Origin of the sequence: Massilia sp. Root133 (genome assembly GCF_001426525.1) — a bacterium.
Taxonomy (GTDB): domain Bacteria; phylum Pseudomonadota; class Gammaproteobacteria; order Burkholderiales; family Burkholderiaceae_D; genus Telluria; species Telluria orientalis.
Map to the genome: position 1 here is coordinate 41,699 of NZ_LMEW01000010.1, position 16,307 is coordinate 58,005.

General features: G+C 67.7%; 16 protein-coding genes. 7 read left to right on the forward strand and 9 right to left on the reverse strand.

The annotated features are described in order from the left end of the window. Positions 1-73: 73 nt before the first annotated feature. Together ASD28_RS09845 and ASD28_RS09850 are read right to left on the reverse strand one after the other, a co-directional pair. Positions 74-1,549, reverse strand: a complete 1,476-nt coding sequence (locus ASD28_RS09845) for a sodium:alanine symporter family protein (protein WP_056126767.1) — start codon at positions 1,547-1,549, stop codon at positions 74-76. Positions 1,550-1,572: 23 nt separating this feature from the next. After that, a complete protein-coding gene (locus tag ASD28_RS09850) occupies positions 1,573-2,832 on the reverse strand; it encodes a putative Na+/H+ antiporter (protein ID WP_056126768.1) in 1,260 nt (419 codons plus the stop codon). A 163-nt stretch (positions 2,833-2,995) separates the two neighbouring features. Here ASD28_RS09850 and ASD28_RS09855 point away from each other — a divergent pair, with 163 nt between their 5' ends. Further along, entirely contained in the window at positions 2,996-4,909 is a 1,914-nt protein-coding gene (locus ASD28_RS09855) for a glycoside hydrolase family 2 TIM barrel-domain containing protein (RefSeq protein WP_082577571.1), read from the forward strand. Positions 4,910-4,916: 7 nt separating this feature from the next. On the opposite strand, the gene ASD28_RS09860 is transcribed toward ASD28_RS09855, so the two are convergent. Together ASD28_RS09860 and ASD28_RS09865 are read right to left on the reverse strand one after the other, a co-directional pair. Then, complete coding sequence (locus ASD28_RS09860) at positions 4,917-6,089, reverse strand: arabinose transporter (protein ID WP_082577572.1); 1,173 nt, start codon at positions 6,087-6,089, stop codon at positions 4,917-4,919. Beyond that, a complete protein-coding gene (locus ASD28_RS09865) occupies positions 6,076-7,383 on the reverse strand; it encodes an amidohydrolase family protein (RefSeq protein ID WP_156403946.1) in 1,308 nt (435 codons plus the stop codon). The genes ASD28_RS09860 and ASD28_RS09865 overlap by 14 nt, the downstream gene beginning before the upstream one ends. Before the next feature lie 120 nt (positions 7,384-7,503). Here ASD28_RS09865 and ASD28_RS09870 point away from each other — a divergent pair, with 120 nt between their 5' ends. After that, complete coding sequence (locus ASD28_RS09870) at positions 7,504-8,406, forward strand: LysR family transcriptional regulator (protein WP_056126771.1); 903 nt, start codon at positions 7,504-7,506, stop codon at positions 8,404-8,406. 111 nt (positions 8,407-8,517) lie between these two features. Further along, the gene (locus tag ASD28_RS09875) at positions 8,518-9,435 is read left to right on the forward strand and encodes an MBL fold metallo-hydrolase (protein WP_056126772.1); all 918 of its coding nucleotides are present in this window, start codon (positions 8,518-8,520) and stop codon (positions 9,433-9,435) included. 19 nt (positions 9,436-9,454) lie between these two features. Here ASD28_RS09875 and ASD28_RS09880 read toward each other — a convergent pair whose 3' ends face one another. After that, a complete protein-coding gene (locus ASD28_RS09880; protein WP_056126773.1) occupies positions 9,455-10,114 on the reverse strand; it encodes a glutathione S-transferase family protein in 660 nt (219 codons plus the stop codon). Positions 10,115-10,238: 124 nt separating this feature from the next. On the opposite strand from ASD28_RS09880, the gene ASD28_RS09885 reads away from it, so the two are divergent. From ASD28_RS09885 to arr, 3 genes are read left to right on the forward strand one after another with little or no spacing between them, the layout of a single operon-like run. Further along, complete coding sequence (locus ASD28_RS09885) at positions 10,239-10,619, forward strand: hypothetical protein (protein WP_200949003.1); 381 nt, start codon at positions 10,239-10,241, stop codon at positions 10,617-10,619. 18 nt (positions 10,620-10,637) lie between these two features. Next, a complete protein-coding gene (locus ASD28_RS09890) occupies positions 10,638-10,862 on the forward strand; it encodes a hypothetical protein (protein ID WP_056126774.1) in 225 nt (74 codons plus the stop codon). Positions 10,863-10,870: 8 nt separating this feature from the next. Then, the gene (gene arr, locus ASD28_RS09895; RefSeq protein ID WP_056126775.1) at positions 10,871-11,326 is read left to right on the forward strand and encodes an NAD(+)--rifampin ADP-ribosyltransferase; all 456 of its coding nucleotides are present in this window, start codon (positions 10,871-10,873) and stop codon (positions 11,324-11,326) included. Here the strand turns inward: arr and ASD28_RS09900 are convergent, their stop codons facing one another. From ASD28_RS09900 to ASD28_RS09915, 4 genes are all read right to left on the reverse strand, one after another. Continuing rightward, a complete protein-coding gene (locus ASD28_RS09900) occupies positions 11,327-12,514 on the reverse strand; it encodes a PEP-CTERM sorting domain-containing protein (protein WP_056126776.1) in 1,188 nt (395 codons plus the stop codon). A gap of 120 nt (positions 12,515-12,634) precedes the next feature. Beyond that, on the reverse strand, positions 12,635-13,459 hold the full coding sequence (locus ASD28_RS09905) for a PP2C family serine/threonine-protein phosphatase (protein ID WP_056126777.1): 825 nt from the start codon (positions 13,457-13,459) through the stop codon (positions 12,635-12,637). Positions 13,460-13,524: 65 nt separating this feature from the next. After that, complete coding sequence (locus tag ASD28_RS09910) at positions 13,525-14,679, reverse strand: GAF domain-containing protein (RefSeq protein ID WP_056126778.1); 1,155 nt, start codon at positions 14,677-14,679, stop codon at positions 13,525-13,527. Next, entirely contained in the window at positions 14,676-15,674 is a 999-nt protein-coding gene (locus tag ASD28_RS09915; protein WP_082577573.1) for a serine/threonine-protein kinase, read from the reverse strand. The genes ASD28_RS09910 and ASD28_RS09915 overlap by 4 nt, the downstream gene beginning before the upstream one ends. 68 nt (positions 15,675-15,742) lie before the next feature. Here ASD28_RS09915 and ASD28_RS09920 point away from each other — a divergent pair, with 68 nt between their 5' ends. Further along, positions 15,743-16,306 carry a DNA-3-methyladenine glycosylase I gene (locus ASD28_RS09920; RefSeq protein ID WP_056126780.1) on the forward strand — a complete coding sequence of 188 codons (564 nt, stop codon included), beginning with the start codon at positions 15,743-15,745 and terminating at the stop codon, positions 16,304-16,306. Position 16,307: the final 1 nt, after the last annotated feature.

Genomic DNA, 16,307 nt, shown 5'->3' on the forward strand with positions numbered 1-16,307 from the left:
CCCGTAACTACAAATGGTTTCGACACGATGGGACAAATAGCCACACTCATGCGCCAAATCGATGACGATCTGTTCACACCTTGGCCGCGACAGTCTCCGCGCCTTGCTGGCGACGGCCGGCAGCCCGTTTGACCCAGTAATCGGCGCGCTCGATGCCCAGCGCGGCTGGATCGAATTCCGGATCCTTGCCGGCCGCGCGCTGCGCTTCGTAGTCGCGCAGGCATTTGAAGGCCACATTACGCAGCAGCAGGATCGCGGCGATGTTCAGCCAGGCCATCAGGCCGACGCCCAGGTCGCCCAGCGCCCAGGCCACGTCGGCCGTCTTCACGGCGCCGTACACGGTCGCGCCGATCATGCACACCTTGAGCACGAGCGTCATCCACGGGCGGTGCACGGTGCGGTTGATGTAGGCGATGTTGGTTTCGGCGATGTAGTAATAGGCGACGATCGTCGTGAAGGCGAAGAACAGCAGGGCCAGCGCGACGAACAGCGAGCCGAAGCCCGGCATCACGTTTTCCAGCGCGGTCTGCACGTAGCCCGGGCCCGAGGCGACGCCGTGGACGCCCGTATGGATCGCGGTGCCGTCGGGGCCTTCGACGTTGTACTGGCCGGTGATCAGCAACATGAAGGCGGTCGCCGAGCACACGAACAGCGTGTCGATGTAGACCGAGAAGCCTTGCACGAGGCCCTGCTTGGCCGGGTGGCTGACTTCCGCGGCGGACGAGGCGTGCGGTCCGGTGCCCTGGCCCGCTTCGTTCGAATAGACGCCGCGCTTGACGCCCCACTGGATCGCCAGGCCGACGATGGCGCCGAAGCCGGCATCGAGGCCGAAGGCCGAGCTGAAGATCAGCGAGAGCACGCCCGGCAGCTGCTGCCAGTTCAGGAAGATGATGACGCAGGCGACGATGATGTAGGCGAGCGCCATGAACGGCACGACGATTTCGGCGAAGTGTGCGATGCGCTTGACGCCGCCGAAGATGATGAAGCCGAGGGCGATGGCGAGCAGCGCGGCGGTGACGTTGGCGTCGATGCCGGTGGCGTTGCGCAGGCCCTCCGCGATCGAATTCGCCTGCACGCCCGGCAGCAGCACGCCGGTGGCGAACACGGTGACGACGGCGAAGATCCAGGCATACCACTTCATGCCCAGGCCCTTCTCGATGTAGAACGCGGGCCCGCCGCGGAACTCGCGGTCGATCTGTTCCTTGTAGACCTGGCCGAGCGTGGACTCGACGAACGCGGAGCTGGCGCCCAGGAAGGCCACGGCCCACATCCAGAACACGGCGCCGGGGCCGCCGAACGTGATGGCCGTCGCGACGCCCGCGATGTTGCCGGTGCCGACGCGGCCGGCCAAGGTCATGGCCAGCGCCTGGAACGACGATACGCCCTCGGCCGAGCTTTTCCCTTCCATCATGAGGCGCACCATCTCCCGTAGATGGCGCAGCTGCAGGAAGCGCGAGCGCACCGAGAAATACAGGCCGGCGCCCAGGCACAGGGCGATCAGGGCCGGGCTCCATACGATGCCGTTGATGGCGTTCACCAGGTCGTTCATTGCTTGCGTCTCCAGGTCAGGGATCAGAGGAAGTGCAGGGCCGCCACCGCGATCAGCGTGGGCGGTGTTGCGGCGGCGAGCAGCCCGAGGGGACTGATCGCGCGGTCGGGGAAGCTGTCTCTCAAAATCGCGGCGCCGGCCGGATTGGGCGCGTTGGCGATGAGGGTCAGGCCGCCGCCCGCGACGGCGCCGCCGACGAGGGCGGTCTTGTACGCGAGGCTGAGTCCGGGCACCTGGGCGCCGAGGTAGGTGAGGGCGGCATTGTCGGTGATGGCCGTGAGCGCGGTGGTGCCGAAAAACACGGCGTCGGCGCTCATGCTGGTCAGCAGCGGTGCGAGCCACCAGGCCTGCAGGCCGCCCAGCACCACGAGGCCGGCCAGGAAGAAGGCGACGAGCAGCGCCTCGCGCAGGATCAGGTTGTCCTGGTAGCGCTGGTAGGCGGCCGTGAAGCCGAGGAAGAACAGGAAGATGCCCATGAAGACTTGCGGATGATGGGCGAAGACGACGATCAGCACGAGGAACAGCAGGTGCGTCGCGATGACCGGCAGCGGCACCGGATCGGCCGCGGCATCCGCCGCATCGCCCAGCGCGAGGAAGGGGCGCCGGAACACGACGAGCAGCAGGATCGTGTTGGTCACGACGGCCAGCGCGGACTTCCAGCCGAAGGTCTGCAGCATGAAGCCGAGGTCCCAGCCCCACGTGGACGCGACCATCAGCACGGGCGGCGCGGCGAACGGCGTCAGGGTGCCGCCGATGGAGACGTTGACGAACAGGACGCCGAGGATGGCGTATTTCAGGCGCGGACCCGTGGCGCGCGCGAACACGCTGTCGCGCAGCAGCAGCGCGGCCAGCGTCATCGCGGCCGGTTCGGTGATGAACGCGCCCAGCAGCGGCACGAGGGACAGCACGACGAAGCACAGGGCCATCGTCCGCGGCAGCGGCAGCAGGCGCGCGCCGCTGCGCACGAGCAGGTGGGCGAAGTCGAGGATCGGCCGGCTCCCCGCCACGACCATGATCGCGAACACGAACATCGGCTCCGTGAAGTTGCGTGACTCGAGGTAGGCCACGGACTCGTGGCGGCCGGCGACGCCGAACATGAACAGCATCAGCACCATCGCCCAGAACCCGAACACGACTTCCACTTCGCCGAGCAGGTGCCAGATGCCGGCATGGCGCGGGTGCGTGTGCGCGAGGCGCTCGAAATACTTGACGGAGAAGGTGTGGAGGACGGCCACGCCGAACAGCGCGGCACCGATCATTTGCAGGGTCGTGGGTATGAACATAGGGTCGTGACAAGGCCGCGTGGCGGCCCGACCAGCGCGTAACACCTGTCACGCCGACATGGCGTGAACACCCCTTATCCCGCGAGTATAACGCACGGCTTGTAAATCTTGCAGCTGCGCGATGACAGCGCTACCATTCCCTGAATAACAATCAGGAGACGCCATGACACACCCGTTCGTCCGGCTGACGGCCGTGCTGCAATTCTCTGTATTGACGCTCGTGGCCTGCGCCGCGCATGCTGCCGCGCACTCTACCGATTCTGTCGACGTCCAGCTCGCCGGCCAGCCATCGAAGGCGGCCCGCGCTAGCAGCCTGATGGCGCCCACGCAGAACATCTACGCCCGCAGCCACGTGAGCCTGGACGGCCGCTGGAGCTACATCATCGACCCGTACGAGAACGGCTATTACGACTACCGGCACATGCCGTTCGACCAGTCGGACAGCGGCAAGGGCGGCTTCTACGACGACCGCAAGCCGAAGGACAAGACGGAGTGGGTCGAGTACGACTTCGACCACGCGCCCACGATGAAGGTGCCGGGCGACTGGAACTCGCAGGCGGAAAAGCTGCAGCTGTACGAGGGCACCGTGTGGCTGCGCCAGGCGTTCCAGGCCGATCCCAAGCCGGGCAAGCATTACGCGCTGTACTTTGGCGCCGTCAACTACGAGGCGCACGTCTACCTGAACGGTAAAAAACTCGGCATGCACAAGGGCGGCTTCACGCCGTTCCAGTTCGACGTGACGGACAAGCTGGCGAAAGGCCGCAACGTGGTCGTCGTCAAGGCCGACAACACGCGCCACCAGGACGAGATCCCGACCGTGAACACGGACTGGTGGAACTACGGCGGCATCACGCGCGACGTGCTGCTGGCCGAGCTGCCCGCCACGTACATCGCCGACTACAAGGTGCAGCTGGCGAAAGGCGACGCCCGCCGCGTCGAAGGTTTCATTCAAATGGCGGGGGACAGCAAGGCGCAGCAGGTGACCGTCAGCATTCCCGAGGCGGGCATCAGGACGACCGTGCGCACGGACGCGAACGGCCGCGCGGCGCTGAACTTCCCCGTCAACAAACTGACGTACTGGTCGCCAGAACAGCCGAAGCTGTACACGGTGGAACTCAGTGGAGGCGGCGACAGGGTCGTCGACCGCATCGGCTTCCGCACCATCGAGACGCGTGGCCAGGACATCCTCCTGAACGGCAAATCCGTGTTCCTGCGCGGGATCTCGATGCATGAAGAGAATCCGCTGATCCCGGGCCGTCCGCGCGGCGCCGGCGACATGCGCATGCTGCTGCAGTGGGCCAAGGAGATGAACTGCAACTACGTGCGGCTCGCGCATTACCCGCACAGCGAAGAGATGATCCGCCTGGCCGACGAGATGGGCCTGATGGTGTGGGCGGAAGTGCCCGTGTACTGGACGATCTCGTGGACCAATCCCGACACCTACGCCAACGCGAACGCGCAGCTGACGGACCTCGTCACGCGCGACAAGAACCGCGCGAGCGTCGTCGTCTGGTCGGTGGGGAACGAGACGCCGATCGGCGGCCCGCGCAATACGTTCATGAGCAATCTCGCCAAGACGGCGCGCGCGCTGGACGACACGCGCCTCGTGGCGGCCGCGCTGGAAATCCATCGCAAGGGCAGTGACATCACGGTCGAGGATCCGCTCGCGGACTACCTCGACCTCGCCAGTTTCAACGAGTACGCCGGCTGGTACTGGGCGAGCAACGCGGAGATGCTGAATTACCGCTTCGACGTCCGCTACAACAAGCCGGTCGTCGTCACGGAATTCGGCGCCGAGGCGCTGGGCGGCTACCACGCCGACGCCGACACGCGCTGGAGCGAGGAATACCAGGACACCTTGTACCGCAACCAGTTCAAGATGCTGTCCGCGATCCCGGGCTTGCGCGGGATGACGCCGTGGGTGCTCGTCGACTTCCGCTCGCCGCGCCGCCAGCATCCGTACTTCCAGGACTTCTGGAACCGCAAGGGCCTGGTCACGGACGCCGGCAAGAAGAAGCTCGCGTTCTGGACCATGAAGCAGTTCTACGACGACGTCCAGCGCAAGTACGCGCATTGAATCAGGCTCACGCCAGGCGCCGCACGAGGAGGGCGCCGGCCAGCGCGCAGCCGGCGCCGAGCAGGTAGACCGCGCCGTAGCCGAAGCGGCCCGCCACGATGCCGGCGGCCGGGCCGGCAAGGCCGTAGGCGATGTCGAGGAAGGCGACGAAGGCGCCCATCGCGCTGCCGCGGTTGGCGGGCGGCACGCGCTTCAGCGCTTCCACGCCGAGGGCCGGGAACACGAGCGCGCAGCCGAGGCCCGTGACGAGGGCGCCCGCCAGTGCCGCCGCCTCGGTCGGCGCCTGCCACAGCATGACCTGGCCGGCGGCTTCCACGGCGAGCGACCACAGGGCCACGCGGTAGCCGCCCATGCGGTCCGGCAGGTGGCCGAGGACGAGGCGCACGGCGATGAAGCCGATGCCGAACGCGGTCATCACGAGCCCCGCGTGACCCCAGCCGCGCAGCGCGAAGTACAGCGAGGCGAATGCGGTCAAACCCGCGATGCCGGCACCGGACAGCATCAGGCCCGCGCCCTCGCGCCAGATCTGGCCCAGCACGCGGTGGAACGGCAGCCTAGGCCCGGCCGCCATTGCGTACGGCTGCGCAGCGAGTGCGATGGCGCCGCCCAGCAGCGGCGACAGCACGCACGCCAGCATCGTGGCGCCCGCACCGGAGCGCGTAAACAGCGCCATGCCGGCCGGCGCGCCGACGGCCAGCGCGGCGAAGATGGCGATCCCCGTCCACGACATCGACATGCCGGCGCGCTGCGGCCCGACCGACGCGATCGACCACGCCACGCACCCCGTGACGAACTGGCTTTCGCCGAACCCCGCGGCCAGGCGGCCCAGGATGAGGATGGCCAGGCTGGCGCCGGCGGACAGCCCGTGCAAGGTCGCGACGAGGTACAGCAGCCCGCCGAGCGCCCACCACAGCGCGCCCTGCAGCGCGGCGCGGCGGCCGCCGTGCACGTCGGCGACGCGGCCGGCGTAGCCGCGCGTGGCCACCGTCGCGAGGAACTGGATGCCGATGGCCAGCCCGACGACGGCGCCGCCGAAGCCGAGACTGTCGTGGATGAACAGGGGCACGACGGGCAGCGGCAGGCCGACGGCCAGGCAGCCGCAGAACAGCGCGGCGATGACGGCCGGCGCCGGACGGTCGCGGCAGGCCGACGGCATCGGCAACGTTTCAGAGACCGGCATGCATGCCTCCCGCGGCCAGCAGATGGTCGCGCGACGCCGTGACGTCGGCGGCGAGGCGGTCGAGGTCGGCGCCGAGCAGCGTGCCGTTGCGCTTGCGCAGCCGGCCCGCGACCATCACCGTGTCCACGTCCGCCCGCTCGACCGCCTGCACGATCGTGCCGACGGCATGCGTCACCGGGAACACGGCGGCGCCGTTCGTGCGCACCATGATGATGTCGGCCTGCTTGCCCGGCGCCAGCGTGCCGGTGATGCCTTCCAGGCCGGCGGCGCGGGCGCCGTTGACCGTCGCCGCTTCCAGCACGGCGCGCACCGTGATCGGGGCCGGCACGTCCTGCTCGCCCCGGAAGCGGCGGTTGCGCATGGCGGCGCGCTGCTGGTGGAACAGGGCGTGCATCTCACCGAACATGTCGCTGCCGAAGGCGGTATCGAGGTCGATGCCGAGCGCCGGCGCCAGGCCGTGGTCGACCGCGCGCTGGTACGCGAAGCTGTCGTCGTCGAAGCCGAACAGCGCGTCCGAGCGCGGATTCACGGTGACGTTGACGCCGGCGTCCGCGAGCCGGCGCCACGTCGTTTCCGGCAGCCGCGTGCAGTGGTTGAAGATGTTGTGCGGGCCGAGGATGCCGGGTTCGGAAAACTCGGGGCCGAGCGTGGCGAGGTCGCCGATGAACTCCGTCAGGATGCGCATGTCGAGGCGGCGCGCGGCCCGCCACCATTCGAGATTGAACTGGCCGAACAGGCCCACGCGTACGAGGCTGTTATCGCCGTTCCACGTGCGCGCGAGGCGTTCCAGGTCGCCCGGCAGGTGGGCGGAGGATGCGCCCTTGTCCATCGCCGGACCGACCATGTGCAGCGCGCGGATGCCGCTCGCGGCGAGTGCGTCGAGGGCGGCGTCCGTGTGGTCCGGGCTGCGCGAACCGTGGCAGGCGTCGACGATCGTCGTGATGCCGGCGTCCAGCGACGCGATGGCCGTCAGGTGCGTGGACAGGTACATGTCGCGCGGGCGGTAGTGCCGGCCCAGCGTCTCGGCGACGACGCCGATGTAGGCGAACAGGTCATCCACGTCCGGCATCAGCCGGCGCAGGGCGCCCAGCCACGCATGGTGGTGCGCGTCGACGAGGCCGGGCAGCACGATGCAGCCGGTGGCGTCGATGATCTCGGCGTCGCCGGCCGGCAGCGCGGGCGCGATGGCGGCGATGCGGTCGCCGTCGACGAGCACGTCGCCGGTCGCGAGGTCGGGGACGGTGGCGTCCATCGTCACGATGGTGCCGTGTTTGAAGAGGATGGGGCGGGTCATGTCGGGCTCCTTGATCGGGCCGCGCGGGGTGCGCGGCATCCACGACAAGATAGGGCGCCATCGATTTTTGATTAAGATGGTGGCATGCAAATCATTTATGACGAAATTCAAAGGTGAGCCATGGATGGGAGATTGCTGGCGGAGATGAGCGTGCTGGCGGCCGTCGTCGAGACGGGCAGTTTTACGCGCGCGGCGGAGGTGCTGGGGTTGTCGGCGTCGGGCGTGAGCCGCTCGGTGGCGCGGCTGGAGGCGAAGATCGGCGTGCGGCTGCTGGAGCGGACGACGCGCGCGCTGCGCCTGACGGGCGAGGGCACGCGCCTGTACGAACTGGCGGCGCCGCACCTGTCGGGCATCGAGGAAGCGGCGGACGCGGTCGCGGGCGCGGCGGCACAGGTGCGCGGCGTGCTGCGCGTCAGCCTGAATCCGCTGTTCGTGCGCTACGTGCTGGCGCCCCGCCTGCCCGAATTCCTCGCGCGCCATCCGGAACTGGAAATCAGGATGCTGCCGGTGCCGGATGCGGCCGACCTGGTGGCGGAAGGCGTCGACGTCGCCGTGCGCTTCGGGCCGCAGCCGGCATCGAGCATGTCGTCGCGGCTGCTGCTGAACACACGCGTGCTGACGGTGGCGGCGCCCGCCTACCTGAAACGCCACGGCCGGCCGAAGGTCCCGCAGGACCTGGCGGGACACGAGTGCCTCCAGTACATCAACCCGCAGGACGGGCGCGTGTTCGACTGGGAGTTCCATCGCGGGAAGGAGGTGCTCGTCGTCGAGACGCGTGGCCGGCTGACGCTGACGGACGGCGACGCCCTCGTGCGCGCGTGCGTGGCCGGCGCGGGCGTCGCGCAGATGCTGGCGCTGGGCTTCGAATCCCTGATCACGGGCGGCGCCCTCGTCGACCTGTTCCCGGACTGGCCGGACGAGCGATTTCCCCTGTACGCGATCCGGCCGTCGCGGCGCCTGCCGCCGGCGGCCGTGGAAGCCTTCCTCGATTTCTGCACGGAGATCTGCCGCGGCCACGCGTGACTGTTGCGTAGCGGGCAACACGGTGCGCCCGCCCGCATGGCTTCTGGCCCGCGGTCTTCGTCTCTACGATGCATCCATGCCCGACCCCCGGGCCTCTTCCAGGAGACCATGATGCTTACCGTAGATTCCCCATTGCGCCCCGCCAGCCACGGCCCCGAAGAACTGGTACCGTCCCGTTACGCGCTGAAGGTCGGCGACATCGACGTGATGGTGGTCAGCGACGGCGTGCTGCCGCTGCCCGCCACGACGATGGCCACGAACGCCGATCCGGCCGACCTGGCGGACTGGCTCGATCACATGTTCCTGCCGCCCGATAAATTCGACTGGCCGCTGAACGTGCTCGTCGTGCGCAGCGGCGACCAGACCATCCTCGTCGACGCCGGGGTGGGCACGCAGTTCCCGGGCTTCCCGCGCGCCGGCCAGTTCCCGGCGCGGCTGGAGGCCGTCGGCATCGATCTCGCGTCCGTGACGGACATCGTCATCACCCACATGCACATGGATCACGTGGGCGGACTGCTGGCGCCCGGCGTAAAGGAAAGACTGCGTCCGGACGTGCGCATCCACGTGACCGACGCCGAAGTGAAGTTCTGGGCGTCGCCCGATTTCTCGCTGACGGTCATGCCGGAAGCGGTGCCGCCCGTGCTGCGCTCGACCGCCGCGCGCTTCCTGGCCGAATACCGCGACCGGCTGCTGGTCTTCAAGGAGCGCCGCGAGGTCGCGCCGGGCGTGGTGGCTCGCCGCACCGGCGGCCACACGCCCGGTCATTGCGTGGTCGACCTGGCGTCCGGCGGCAAGCGATTGATGTTCGCCGGCGACGCCGTCTTCCCCGTCAACTTCGAGCATCCCGGCTGGCAGAACGGTTTCGAACACGATCCGGAAGAAGCGGCCAAGGTGCGCGACCGCCTGTTCCGTGAGCTGATGATTGATGGCGGGCTGCTGGTCGCGGCGCACCTGCCGTTCCCGTCCATCGGGCGGGTGATGGCGGATGGCGACGCATACCGCTACGTGCCGGTGTTCTGGGATTACTGACGACGGCGTTCAGTCGCGCTCAGTCGCGGTCGGGTGCGCCCAGCGGGAACAACGGGCGGTAAGACCGCGCCTCGTCCACCGCGCGGGCAAACGACGGCCGCGCCAGCAGGCGCGCGCGGTAGGCGCGCAGCGTCGGGTAGTGCGGCCCGATCGCATGCGTCCAGTCCGCGTAGAACAGCGCGGGCGCCGCGGCGCAATCCGCGAGCGAGAACGCGTCGCCCGCCGCCCAGGTGCGCCCGGCCAGGTAGCCTTCGAGCCATTCGTAGGCGAGTTCCAGCTTTTCCGTCGCCGTCGCGACGGCGTCCGCGCGTTTGGCCGCATCGCCCGTCAGCGCGCCGTTCACCGCGTGCTGGACCATATTCATCACGTGCAGGTCGAAGAAGCGGTCCATGAAGCGCACGTCCAGCGCCGCGAGCGGATCGTCGGGCAGCAGGCGTACGGGCCCCGGATGCGTCAGGTGCAGGTATTCGATGATGATGCTCGTCTCGACGACGTTGCGCGCGCCGTCGACGAGGAGCGGGAATTTGCGCAGCGGCCAACGTTGCAGCCATTGCGCCGCGTGCTGCGGCGTGTCCGGCCCGAGGCAGCGGAACTCGAAAGGCGTGTCGTTCTCATACAGCGCGACGAGCACTTTTTGCGTGTACGACGAGAAGGGATGACCGTAGAGTGCGAGCGTCATGGAAGTTCTCAGCCGTTGCCCACGGCGCAGGGCATCCCGGGTTGGCGGGACTGTTCGGGGGGGGGCCAGTATCCCGGTGTGCTAACTTGTCGTCAATACAAATGTGTGACGCGGCAGGGACAACATGACGGACTGGAAGCCGATGACGGAACTCGAGTTATGGGACAAGATCATGGAGGCCGAGGGCCGGATGAGCCCTCGCGTGTTCCGCTTGTGGGAGACCATCCGGATCGTCCCCGAGAAGTGGCGCGAAGCGGCGTTTGGCGATCCCGGCGGGGGATTCTGGGTCGTGGCGATCATCGGTCGCAAGGCGCTCTGGTACAACGATATCGAAGACGGTTTCAATTGCTCGTCGTATTACGTGGTCGGGACGCTTGCGGAATACTGGTGCAACCAGGACGGACTCGAAGTCGCCGTCCAGAACCTGTTGTCGACGCTAGACGCCGGAGTCGATCCGGCCCTGCGGCTCGGCCTGCCCGTTACCGGTCCCTACCTGTCGGAGTGACGTCATCCTTTCAGTATCATGAAGGATTACATTACCGGTTTCATGCATGAATCGCCTGATAAACAGCCTGCCGTTGTTGCTTGCCGCACTGGCTTGTTCGTCGGCGTCGTCAGCTTGCGCAAGGACCTGGTCGGCAGGCGGGTGACGGTCGAGGTGGCGATCGAGCGGAATGCCGGCCGTATTGCCGGACCAGGCGACGGTGAGCGGATTCCTTTCGTTAAACACATCAAGTTGTTGAAATAAGAGGCCGTATGGATCATCAAGAATGGACGCCCGTTACCCACGCATCCTGCGACAACGTCCCGGGCCCTTTCTACCACGGCACCAGAATCCGTTTCCAGCCGGGCGACGTGTTAATCCCGGGCCACGCCTCCAATTTCGAGGAAGGCCGCGTCTCCAACAACGTGTATTTCAGCGCCTCCATGGAGGCCGCGATCTGGGGTGCGGAACTGGCGACGGCGCTCGGCGGCGCCGAGGGGCGGGGGCATGTCTATATCGTGGAACCCACGGGGACGTTCGAGGACGATCCCAACCTGACGAATAAACGCTTTCCCGGTAATCCCACGCGCTCGTACCGCACGCGGATGCCGCTCAGGATCGTCGGGGAGGTGGCGGATTGGCAGGGGCACCCGCCGGAGGTGATCCGGCAGATGCTCGACCACCTGGAAGAATTGCGGCGCGCTGGGCGTGCCGTGATCGAAGACTGATCAGTCGCGCGGGCGCTTCTTCGCGCGGCGGGCCGCCAGCAGCGCGGCCACGCCGGCGCCGGCCAGCCACAGCGTGCCCGGTTCCGGCACGTCGCCGTGCGGTTTGGTCGGGCTTTTGCCTGGATTTTTGCCCGGATCGTTGGGTTGGCCAGGCTGATCCGTCGGCAGCAGCGTGCCGGGGATCGTCGGGTTTTTCGTGCCCGGATCGGTGTTCGGTTGCGTGTCGCCGCCGCTGGGCGTCGTTCCGTCCGGTGTCGTTCCACCCGTCGTGCCGCCAGGCGTCTTGCCCGGATCGCCGCCACCGCCGGAACCGCCGGCGCCCGTGTCGGTCGGGATGCCGCCGTTGCCCGTGCCGCTGTCGGTACCGGTCGGCGTAGTGTCGCTCGACACCTTGGCCAGCGATACCGGCAAGGTGCCGCCATCCCAGATCGGGCCCATGCCGGCACCCTGGATGCCGTTCGGGCCGAAGCTGGTGCGCGTGGGCCCCGTGCCGCCGGTCTGCGCCGTCTCGCCGTTACCGAAGGTCTGCAACTGGTAGCCGTGGCCGGCGGGATTCGTTTCGGCCGCGTAGCCGACCTGTTCCATCGTGCCTTCGTCTTGCTGGGCCTCTTCGACGGACGAATCGAGTTCTTCCTCGCTCGGGCCCTTGGCTTCGACGGGCAACTGGGGCACGTCGGAAATGCGGTTGCCGCAGCGCGTGCGGATCTCGTTCTGGCCGTCGGACAGCAGCGTTTCGCCTTTGGCCAGCTGGAGTCGCTTCGCCGTCCAGAACACCTTGTCGCCCTTGCGGTACGAGACGTACACGGCGCGCGGCTTGTCGACGGTCCTGACGGTGGTCTTGCTTGCCTCGAACGCCGCGTAATGCGCCGCCACGACCTGGTCCACGGCGACGGCATGCGTGAGTTCCTTGCGGTCGAGGACGCCGCCGGGCACGATCGAATACGGATAGACGCGGCGCGTCTTCTTCGTCTCCACCTGGGCCGCGATGCGCAGCACGGCCGGCGCCGGCGTCGTGGCTGCAGCCGGCGCATGCGCCTGCGCGGACACCGTCGGCGCCGTGGACTCGTGCATCGCGTACGCGTACAGCGCGGCGCACGCCACCACGCCCAGCACGCCGACAGCGGCCAGGCGCTGCTTCAGACGCGACCCCTTTCTGCTTCGGCGAATGTAGGCGCTGCGGTAGTCCATACGAGGTTCGGGAGGGTGATAGTAGGAGATCTCCTACAGAGTATCATCTTTCCTCGTATCAAATCTACATTATTCTAGAGAAATTCTATTTGCATAGTGTAAATAACGACACTTTGCCGGTCAGCGTTCGACGAGCGCCAGCACGGCCGTGATGTTGTCGCGGCTGCCATGCGCCTTGGCGAGGGCGATCAGCTCGGCACAGCAGTGCTCCAGCGCTTGCGCATGCGCGCCGGCCAACGCCCGCTCGATGGCGGCGTGCGGCGTGTTGCCGTACAAGCCGTCGCTGCACAGCAGGTACAGGTCGCCGGGATGGGGCGTGCATGCCTTGACGTCGGGCGTGATGGCGGCCGTGGGGCCGATCGCCTGCAGCAGCAGGTTACGCGGCGGGAAGTCGCCGGAGACGCCCGCTTCCAGCGCCTGCTGGTACATCGTCTGGTCGCGCGTGAGCACGGCCAGTTCGCCGTCGCGGTAGCGGTACAGGCGGCTGTCGCCGACGTGGAAGATGACGAGCGGGCCGCCCGGCAGGCTTTGCCAGAACCCCGTCAGTGTGGTGCCCATGCCGCTGCCTTCGCCGCGGCCGCCTTGCACATTCGCGCCGTACACGCGCGCATTGGCGGCATCGACGGCTTCGTGCACGGCCACGACGGCGGGCATGTGCTCGTCCTGCCAGGTCGCGTCCGGGTCGGCCGCATCGCCGGGCGAGGATTTTTTCGGGTCGGCGGCCGCGAGCGCGTCGCGCACGGTTTCCAGGGCCAGGCAGGCTGCGATTTCGCCGCCGTCGTGGCCGCCCATGCCGTCGGCGACGGCCACCAGGCGAAGCGCGGGATCGATGAGGAAGTTGTCTTCGTTGGACTGGCGCACGAGACCGACGTCGGTCAGTCCGTACGCGCAGCCGAAGGCGAGGCGGTGGTAGATGCTCGGGGTTAGCTGCTTCCAGGTGCTCATCGAACGCGGTGGATATCAATACAGGTGCGGCATGCTAGCACGCTGCCCTGCAGGGTTGGCGATTTTCACGGCAGCCGCAGGACGCCGCTGACCGTGAAGCGGATCTCGCCCGGCCTGTCGCCCGGCGCCGTCTCGATGCGCAGGTCGGACAGGCCCTCGCGGTGGCTCCCCGCGACGAGCGCCGCGACGGTGTCGACGAGCCTGTCCGCACGCTCGGGCGGCAACGCCGCGGGTGCCGTGGCCGGGCCGAAGTACTGGTCGAGCAGCGCCGCGAAATCGCGCCGCGTCGTCACGCAGAACACGGGGCGGGATTGCGGAAACAGCGTGGCGACGGCATTGTCCGCCCTGACTTTGTCCGGGTCGATGCAGACGACGTACAGCGCATGCTCGTTGCGCTCCACCGGCAGCCACTGGCGCACTTCGGCGGCCGCGCGGTCCATGCCGTCGAGGAGTTCCGCCGGCACGCGCCGTCCGGGGTGGAAGGCGAGATAGGGCACGGCGAAATGGTCCGCGAGGGCGCGCCCGACGACGGGCAGTTTCACCTTGAAGTCGTCGAGCAGCACGTCCTCGACGTCGCGGCCCTGGGCGCGCGCCTGTTCCACCGCCTGCTCGACCTGTTCGCGTCCCAGCGCGCGCGATCCCAATGCGCCGACGAAGCCCGTGCGTTCGCGCCTGGCTTCCTGCCGGCGCTGGGCGAACGCAATGGCGAGCGTGTCGCACAGGTAGCGCGCGCCTTCGACGATCGTGCTGTCGAACGGACCGCCGCGCAGGTTGTTGATCAGCTGGAGGACGCCAATGACTTCGCTGTCGTGCATGATCGGGACGACCAGCATCTGCGTCGTGCGGTAGCCCGTGCGCCGGTCGACGCCCTGCTGGAAGCGCAGGTCGGCCGCGTAGCGCTGCAGTTCGGCGGCATCGTAGACGTCGTTCAGGTTGAGCAGCCGGCGCGCCAGCGCGGCGTAGCCGGCCACGCTCTGCGCGGAGATCGGCAGGCGCAGCTGGCGGAACGACGCCATCCCCGTCTTGATCTTGGAGACGAGGCTCGCCTTGTCCTCGCCGACCGTATAGATCGTCAGGCGGTCCGCGCCGAACAGCGTGCAGATGCCTTCGGACAGGTCGAGCATGATCTCGTCGACGTTGCGCGTGGCGTGGATGCGCGTCGTGAGCTGCTGCAGGTGGCGGAAGAAGTCGCCGTTCGCCACGATCGTGGAATCATTCATGGCCGCGTCATGGGCGCGAGGCGCGTCGCGTCAACGTCGCCAATTCGGGTCGCGTCGTCATCTTCCTGCACATGGCGCACGATGTCGGCAGGGGAGCGCGGCGTGACCGTATCGAGCGGCCGCCATGGGGAAGAGGCGAGCGTGTCGCCGTCGAGCGCACGGCGCAGATCGTCGCGGAACGCTTCGGCGCTGGGATAGCGATGTTCCGGGCGCTTGGCGAGGGCGCGCAGCACGACGCGGTCGAAGGCCGGGCCGAGCAGGGGATTCAGCAGGGTCGGCGGCACGGGGTGGTCGTGCAGGATTTTCTGCTGCACGGCGAACATGCCGGCGCCGCGGAATGGCCGCTCGTTGGTGAGAAACTGGTACAGGATGATCCCGACGGCGAAGATGTCCGACTGCGGGCCGACGGCCTGGCCCGTGATCTGTTCGGGCGCCATGAAGCTGGGCGTGCCGACCATCTCCGCGCCGTCCGCATCCTGTACGGCCGCGTTCAGCGCGGCCATGTGGGCGACGCCGAAGTCCGTCAGTTTCACCGAGAGGTCGTGGCTCAGCATCACGTTGGCCGGCTTGATGTCGCGGTGGATCACGCCGTTGCGGTGCGCGTAGCCGAGGGCGTCGAGCAGCTCGCACGTCATGCGCACGGCATCCTCGAGCGTGAACTCGAGGTGGAAGTCCTGGGTCATGTCGAAATAGGCCGCCAGCTCTTCGCCGCGCACCAGTTCCATCACCATGTAGGCGACGCCGTCTTCCTCGCCGAAATCGTACAGGCCGACGATGTGCGGATGGTTCAGCCGCGCCACGGCCTGCGCCTCGCGGATGAAGCGGGCCGAATAGGACGCGTGCAGCTCCGGATCGGCATCGCAGGCGGTGGAGATGACCTTGATCGCGACGCTGCGGTCCAGGCGCGGATCGAGGCCTTCGTAGACCTCGCCCATGGCGCCGCGTCCGAGCACGCGCACGATCCGGTATCTGCCTAACTGCGTCGGTTGGTTCATGGGCGCAAGTGTAAATCAAATTGGTTTGCAGACAATGAAAATCGGCGCCACAGGTTTATACTTGATGTATGAACGACACCCGCTGCACCTGGGCCAACATGGCCAACCCACGCTACATCGCTTATCACGACCATGAGTGGGGCGTACCCTGCCACGACGAGACGACGCTGTTCGAAATGCTGAACCTCGAAGGCGCGCAGGCCGGACTGTCGTGGGAAACGATCCTGAACAAACGCGACAACTACCGCCTCGCCTTCGACGGCTGGGACGCGGACAAGATCGCCCGCTACGACGATGCCAAGGTCGCGGAACTGCTGGCGAATCCCGGCATCGTGCGCAACCGCCTGAAGGTCGCGGCCGCCATCAACAATGCGCAAGCTTACCTGCGCCTGCGCGAACAGGGATCGACGTTGAGCGACTACCTGTGGGCCTTCGTGGACGGCAAGCCCATCGTCAACGACTGGCCCGACGGCAGCCGCCCGGCGCGCACGGAACTGTCCGACCGCATCTCGAAAGACCTGGCCAAGCGCGGCTTCAAGTTCGTCGGCTCGACCATCGTGTATGCCTACATGCAGGGCATCGGCATGGTCGACGATCACGACCGCGCCTGCCTGTGCCGCCGCCGGAGGTGAT

What these genes read in the sequence shown, in the direction of transcription:
- ASD28_RS09875 (WP_056126772.1), top strand. Translation starts at nt 8,518, where the DNA reads ATGCTTACCGTAGATTCCCCATTGCGCCCCGCCAGCCACGGCCCCGAA.
- ASD28_RS09870 (WP_056126771.1), top strand. Translation starts at nt 7,504, where the DNA reads ATGGATGGGAGATTGCTGGCGGAGATGAGCGTGCTGGCGGCCGTCGTC.
- ASD28_RS09910 (WP_056126778.1), bottom strand. Translation starts at nt 14,679, where the DNA reads ATGAATGATTCCACGATCGTGGCGAACGGCGACTTCTTCCGCCACCTG.
- ASD28_RS09865 (WP_156403946.1), bottom strand. Translation starts at nt 7,383, where the DNA reads ATGACCCGCCCCATCCTCTTCAAACACGGCACCATCGTGACGATGGAC.
- ASD28_RS09920 (WP_056126780.1), top strand. Translation starts at nt 15,743, where the DNA reads ATGAACGACACCCGCTGCACCTGGGCCAACATGGCCAACCCACGCTAC.
- ASD28_RS09915 (WP_082577573.1), bottom strand. Translation starts at nt 15,674, where the DNA reads ATGAACCAACCGACGCAGTTAGGCAGATACCGGATCGTGCGCGTGCTC.
- ASD28_RS09855 (WP_082577571.1), top strand. Translation starts at nt 2,996, where the DNA reads ATGACACACCCGTTCGTCCGGCTGACGGCCGTGCTGCAATTCTCTGTA.
- ASD28_RS09905 (WP_056126777.1), bottom strand. Translation starts at nt 13,459, where the DNA reads ATGAGCACCTGGAAGCAGCTAACCCCGAGCATCTACCACCGCCTCGCC.
- ASD28_RS09900 (WP_056126776.1), bottom strand. Translation starts at nt 12,514, where the DNA reads ATGGACTACCGCAGCGCCTACATTCGCCGAAGCAGAAAGGGGTCGCGT.
- ASD28_RS09880 (WP_056126773.1), bottom strand. Translation starts at nt 10,114, where the DNA reads ATGACGCTCGCACTCTACGGTCATCCCTTCTCGTCGTACACGCAAAAA.
- arr (WP_056126775.1), top strand. Translation starts at nt 10,871, where the DNA reads ATGGATCATCAAGAATGGACGCCCGTTACCCACGCATCCTGCGACAAC.
- ASD28_RS09845 (WP_056126767.1), bottom strand. Translation starts at nt 1,549, where the DNA reads ATGAACGACCTGGTGAACGCCATCAACGGCATCGTATGGAGCCCGGCC.
- ASD28_RS09890 (WP_056126774.1), top strand. Translation starts at nt 10,638, where the DNA reads ATGAAGGATTACATTACCGGTTTCATGCATGAATCGCCTGATAAACAG.
- ASD28_RS09885 (WP_200949003.1), top strand. Translation starts at nt 10,239, where the DNA reads ATGACGGACTGGAAGCCGATGACGGAACTCGAGTTATGGGACAAGATC.
- ASD28_RS09860 (WP_082577572.1), bottom strand. Translation starts at nt 6,089, where the DNA reads ATGCCGGTCTCTGAAACGTTGCCGATGCCGTCGGCCTGCCGCGACCGT.
- ASD28_RS09850 (WP_056126768.1), bottom strand. Translation starts at nt 2,832, where the DNA reads ATGTTCATACCCACGACCCTGCAAATGATCGGTGCCGCGCTGTTCGGC.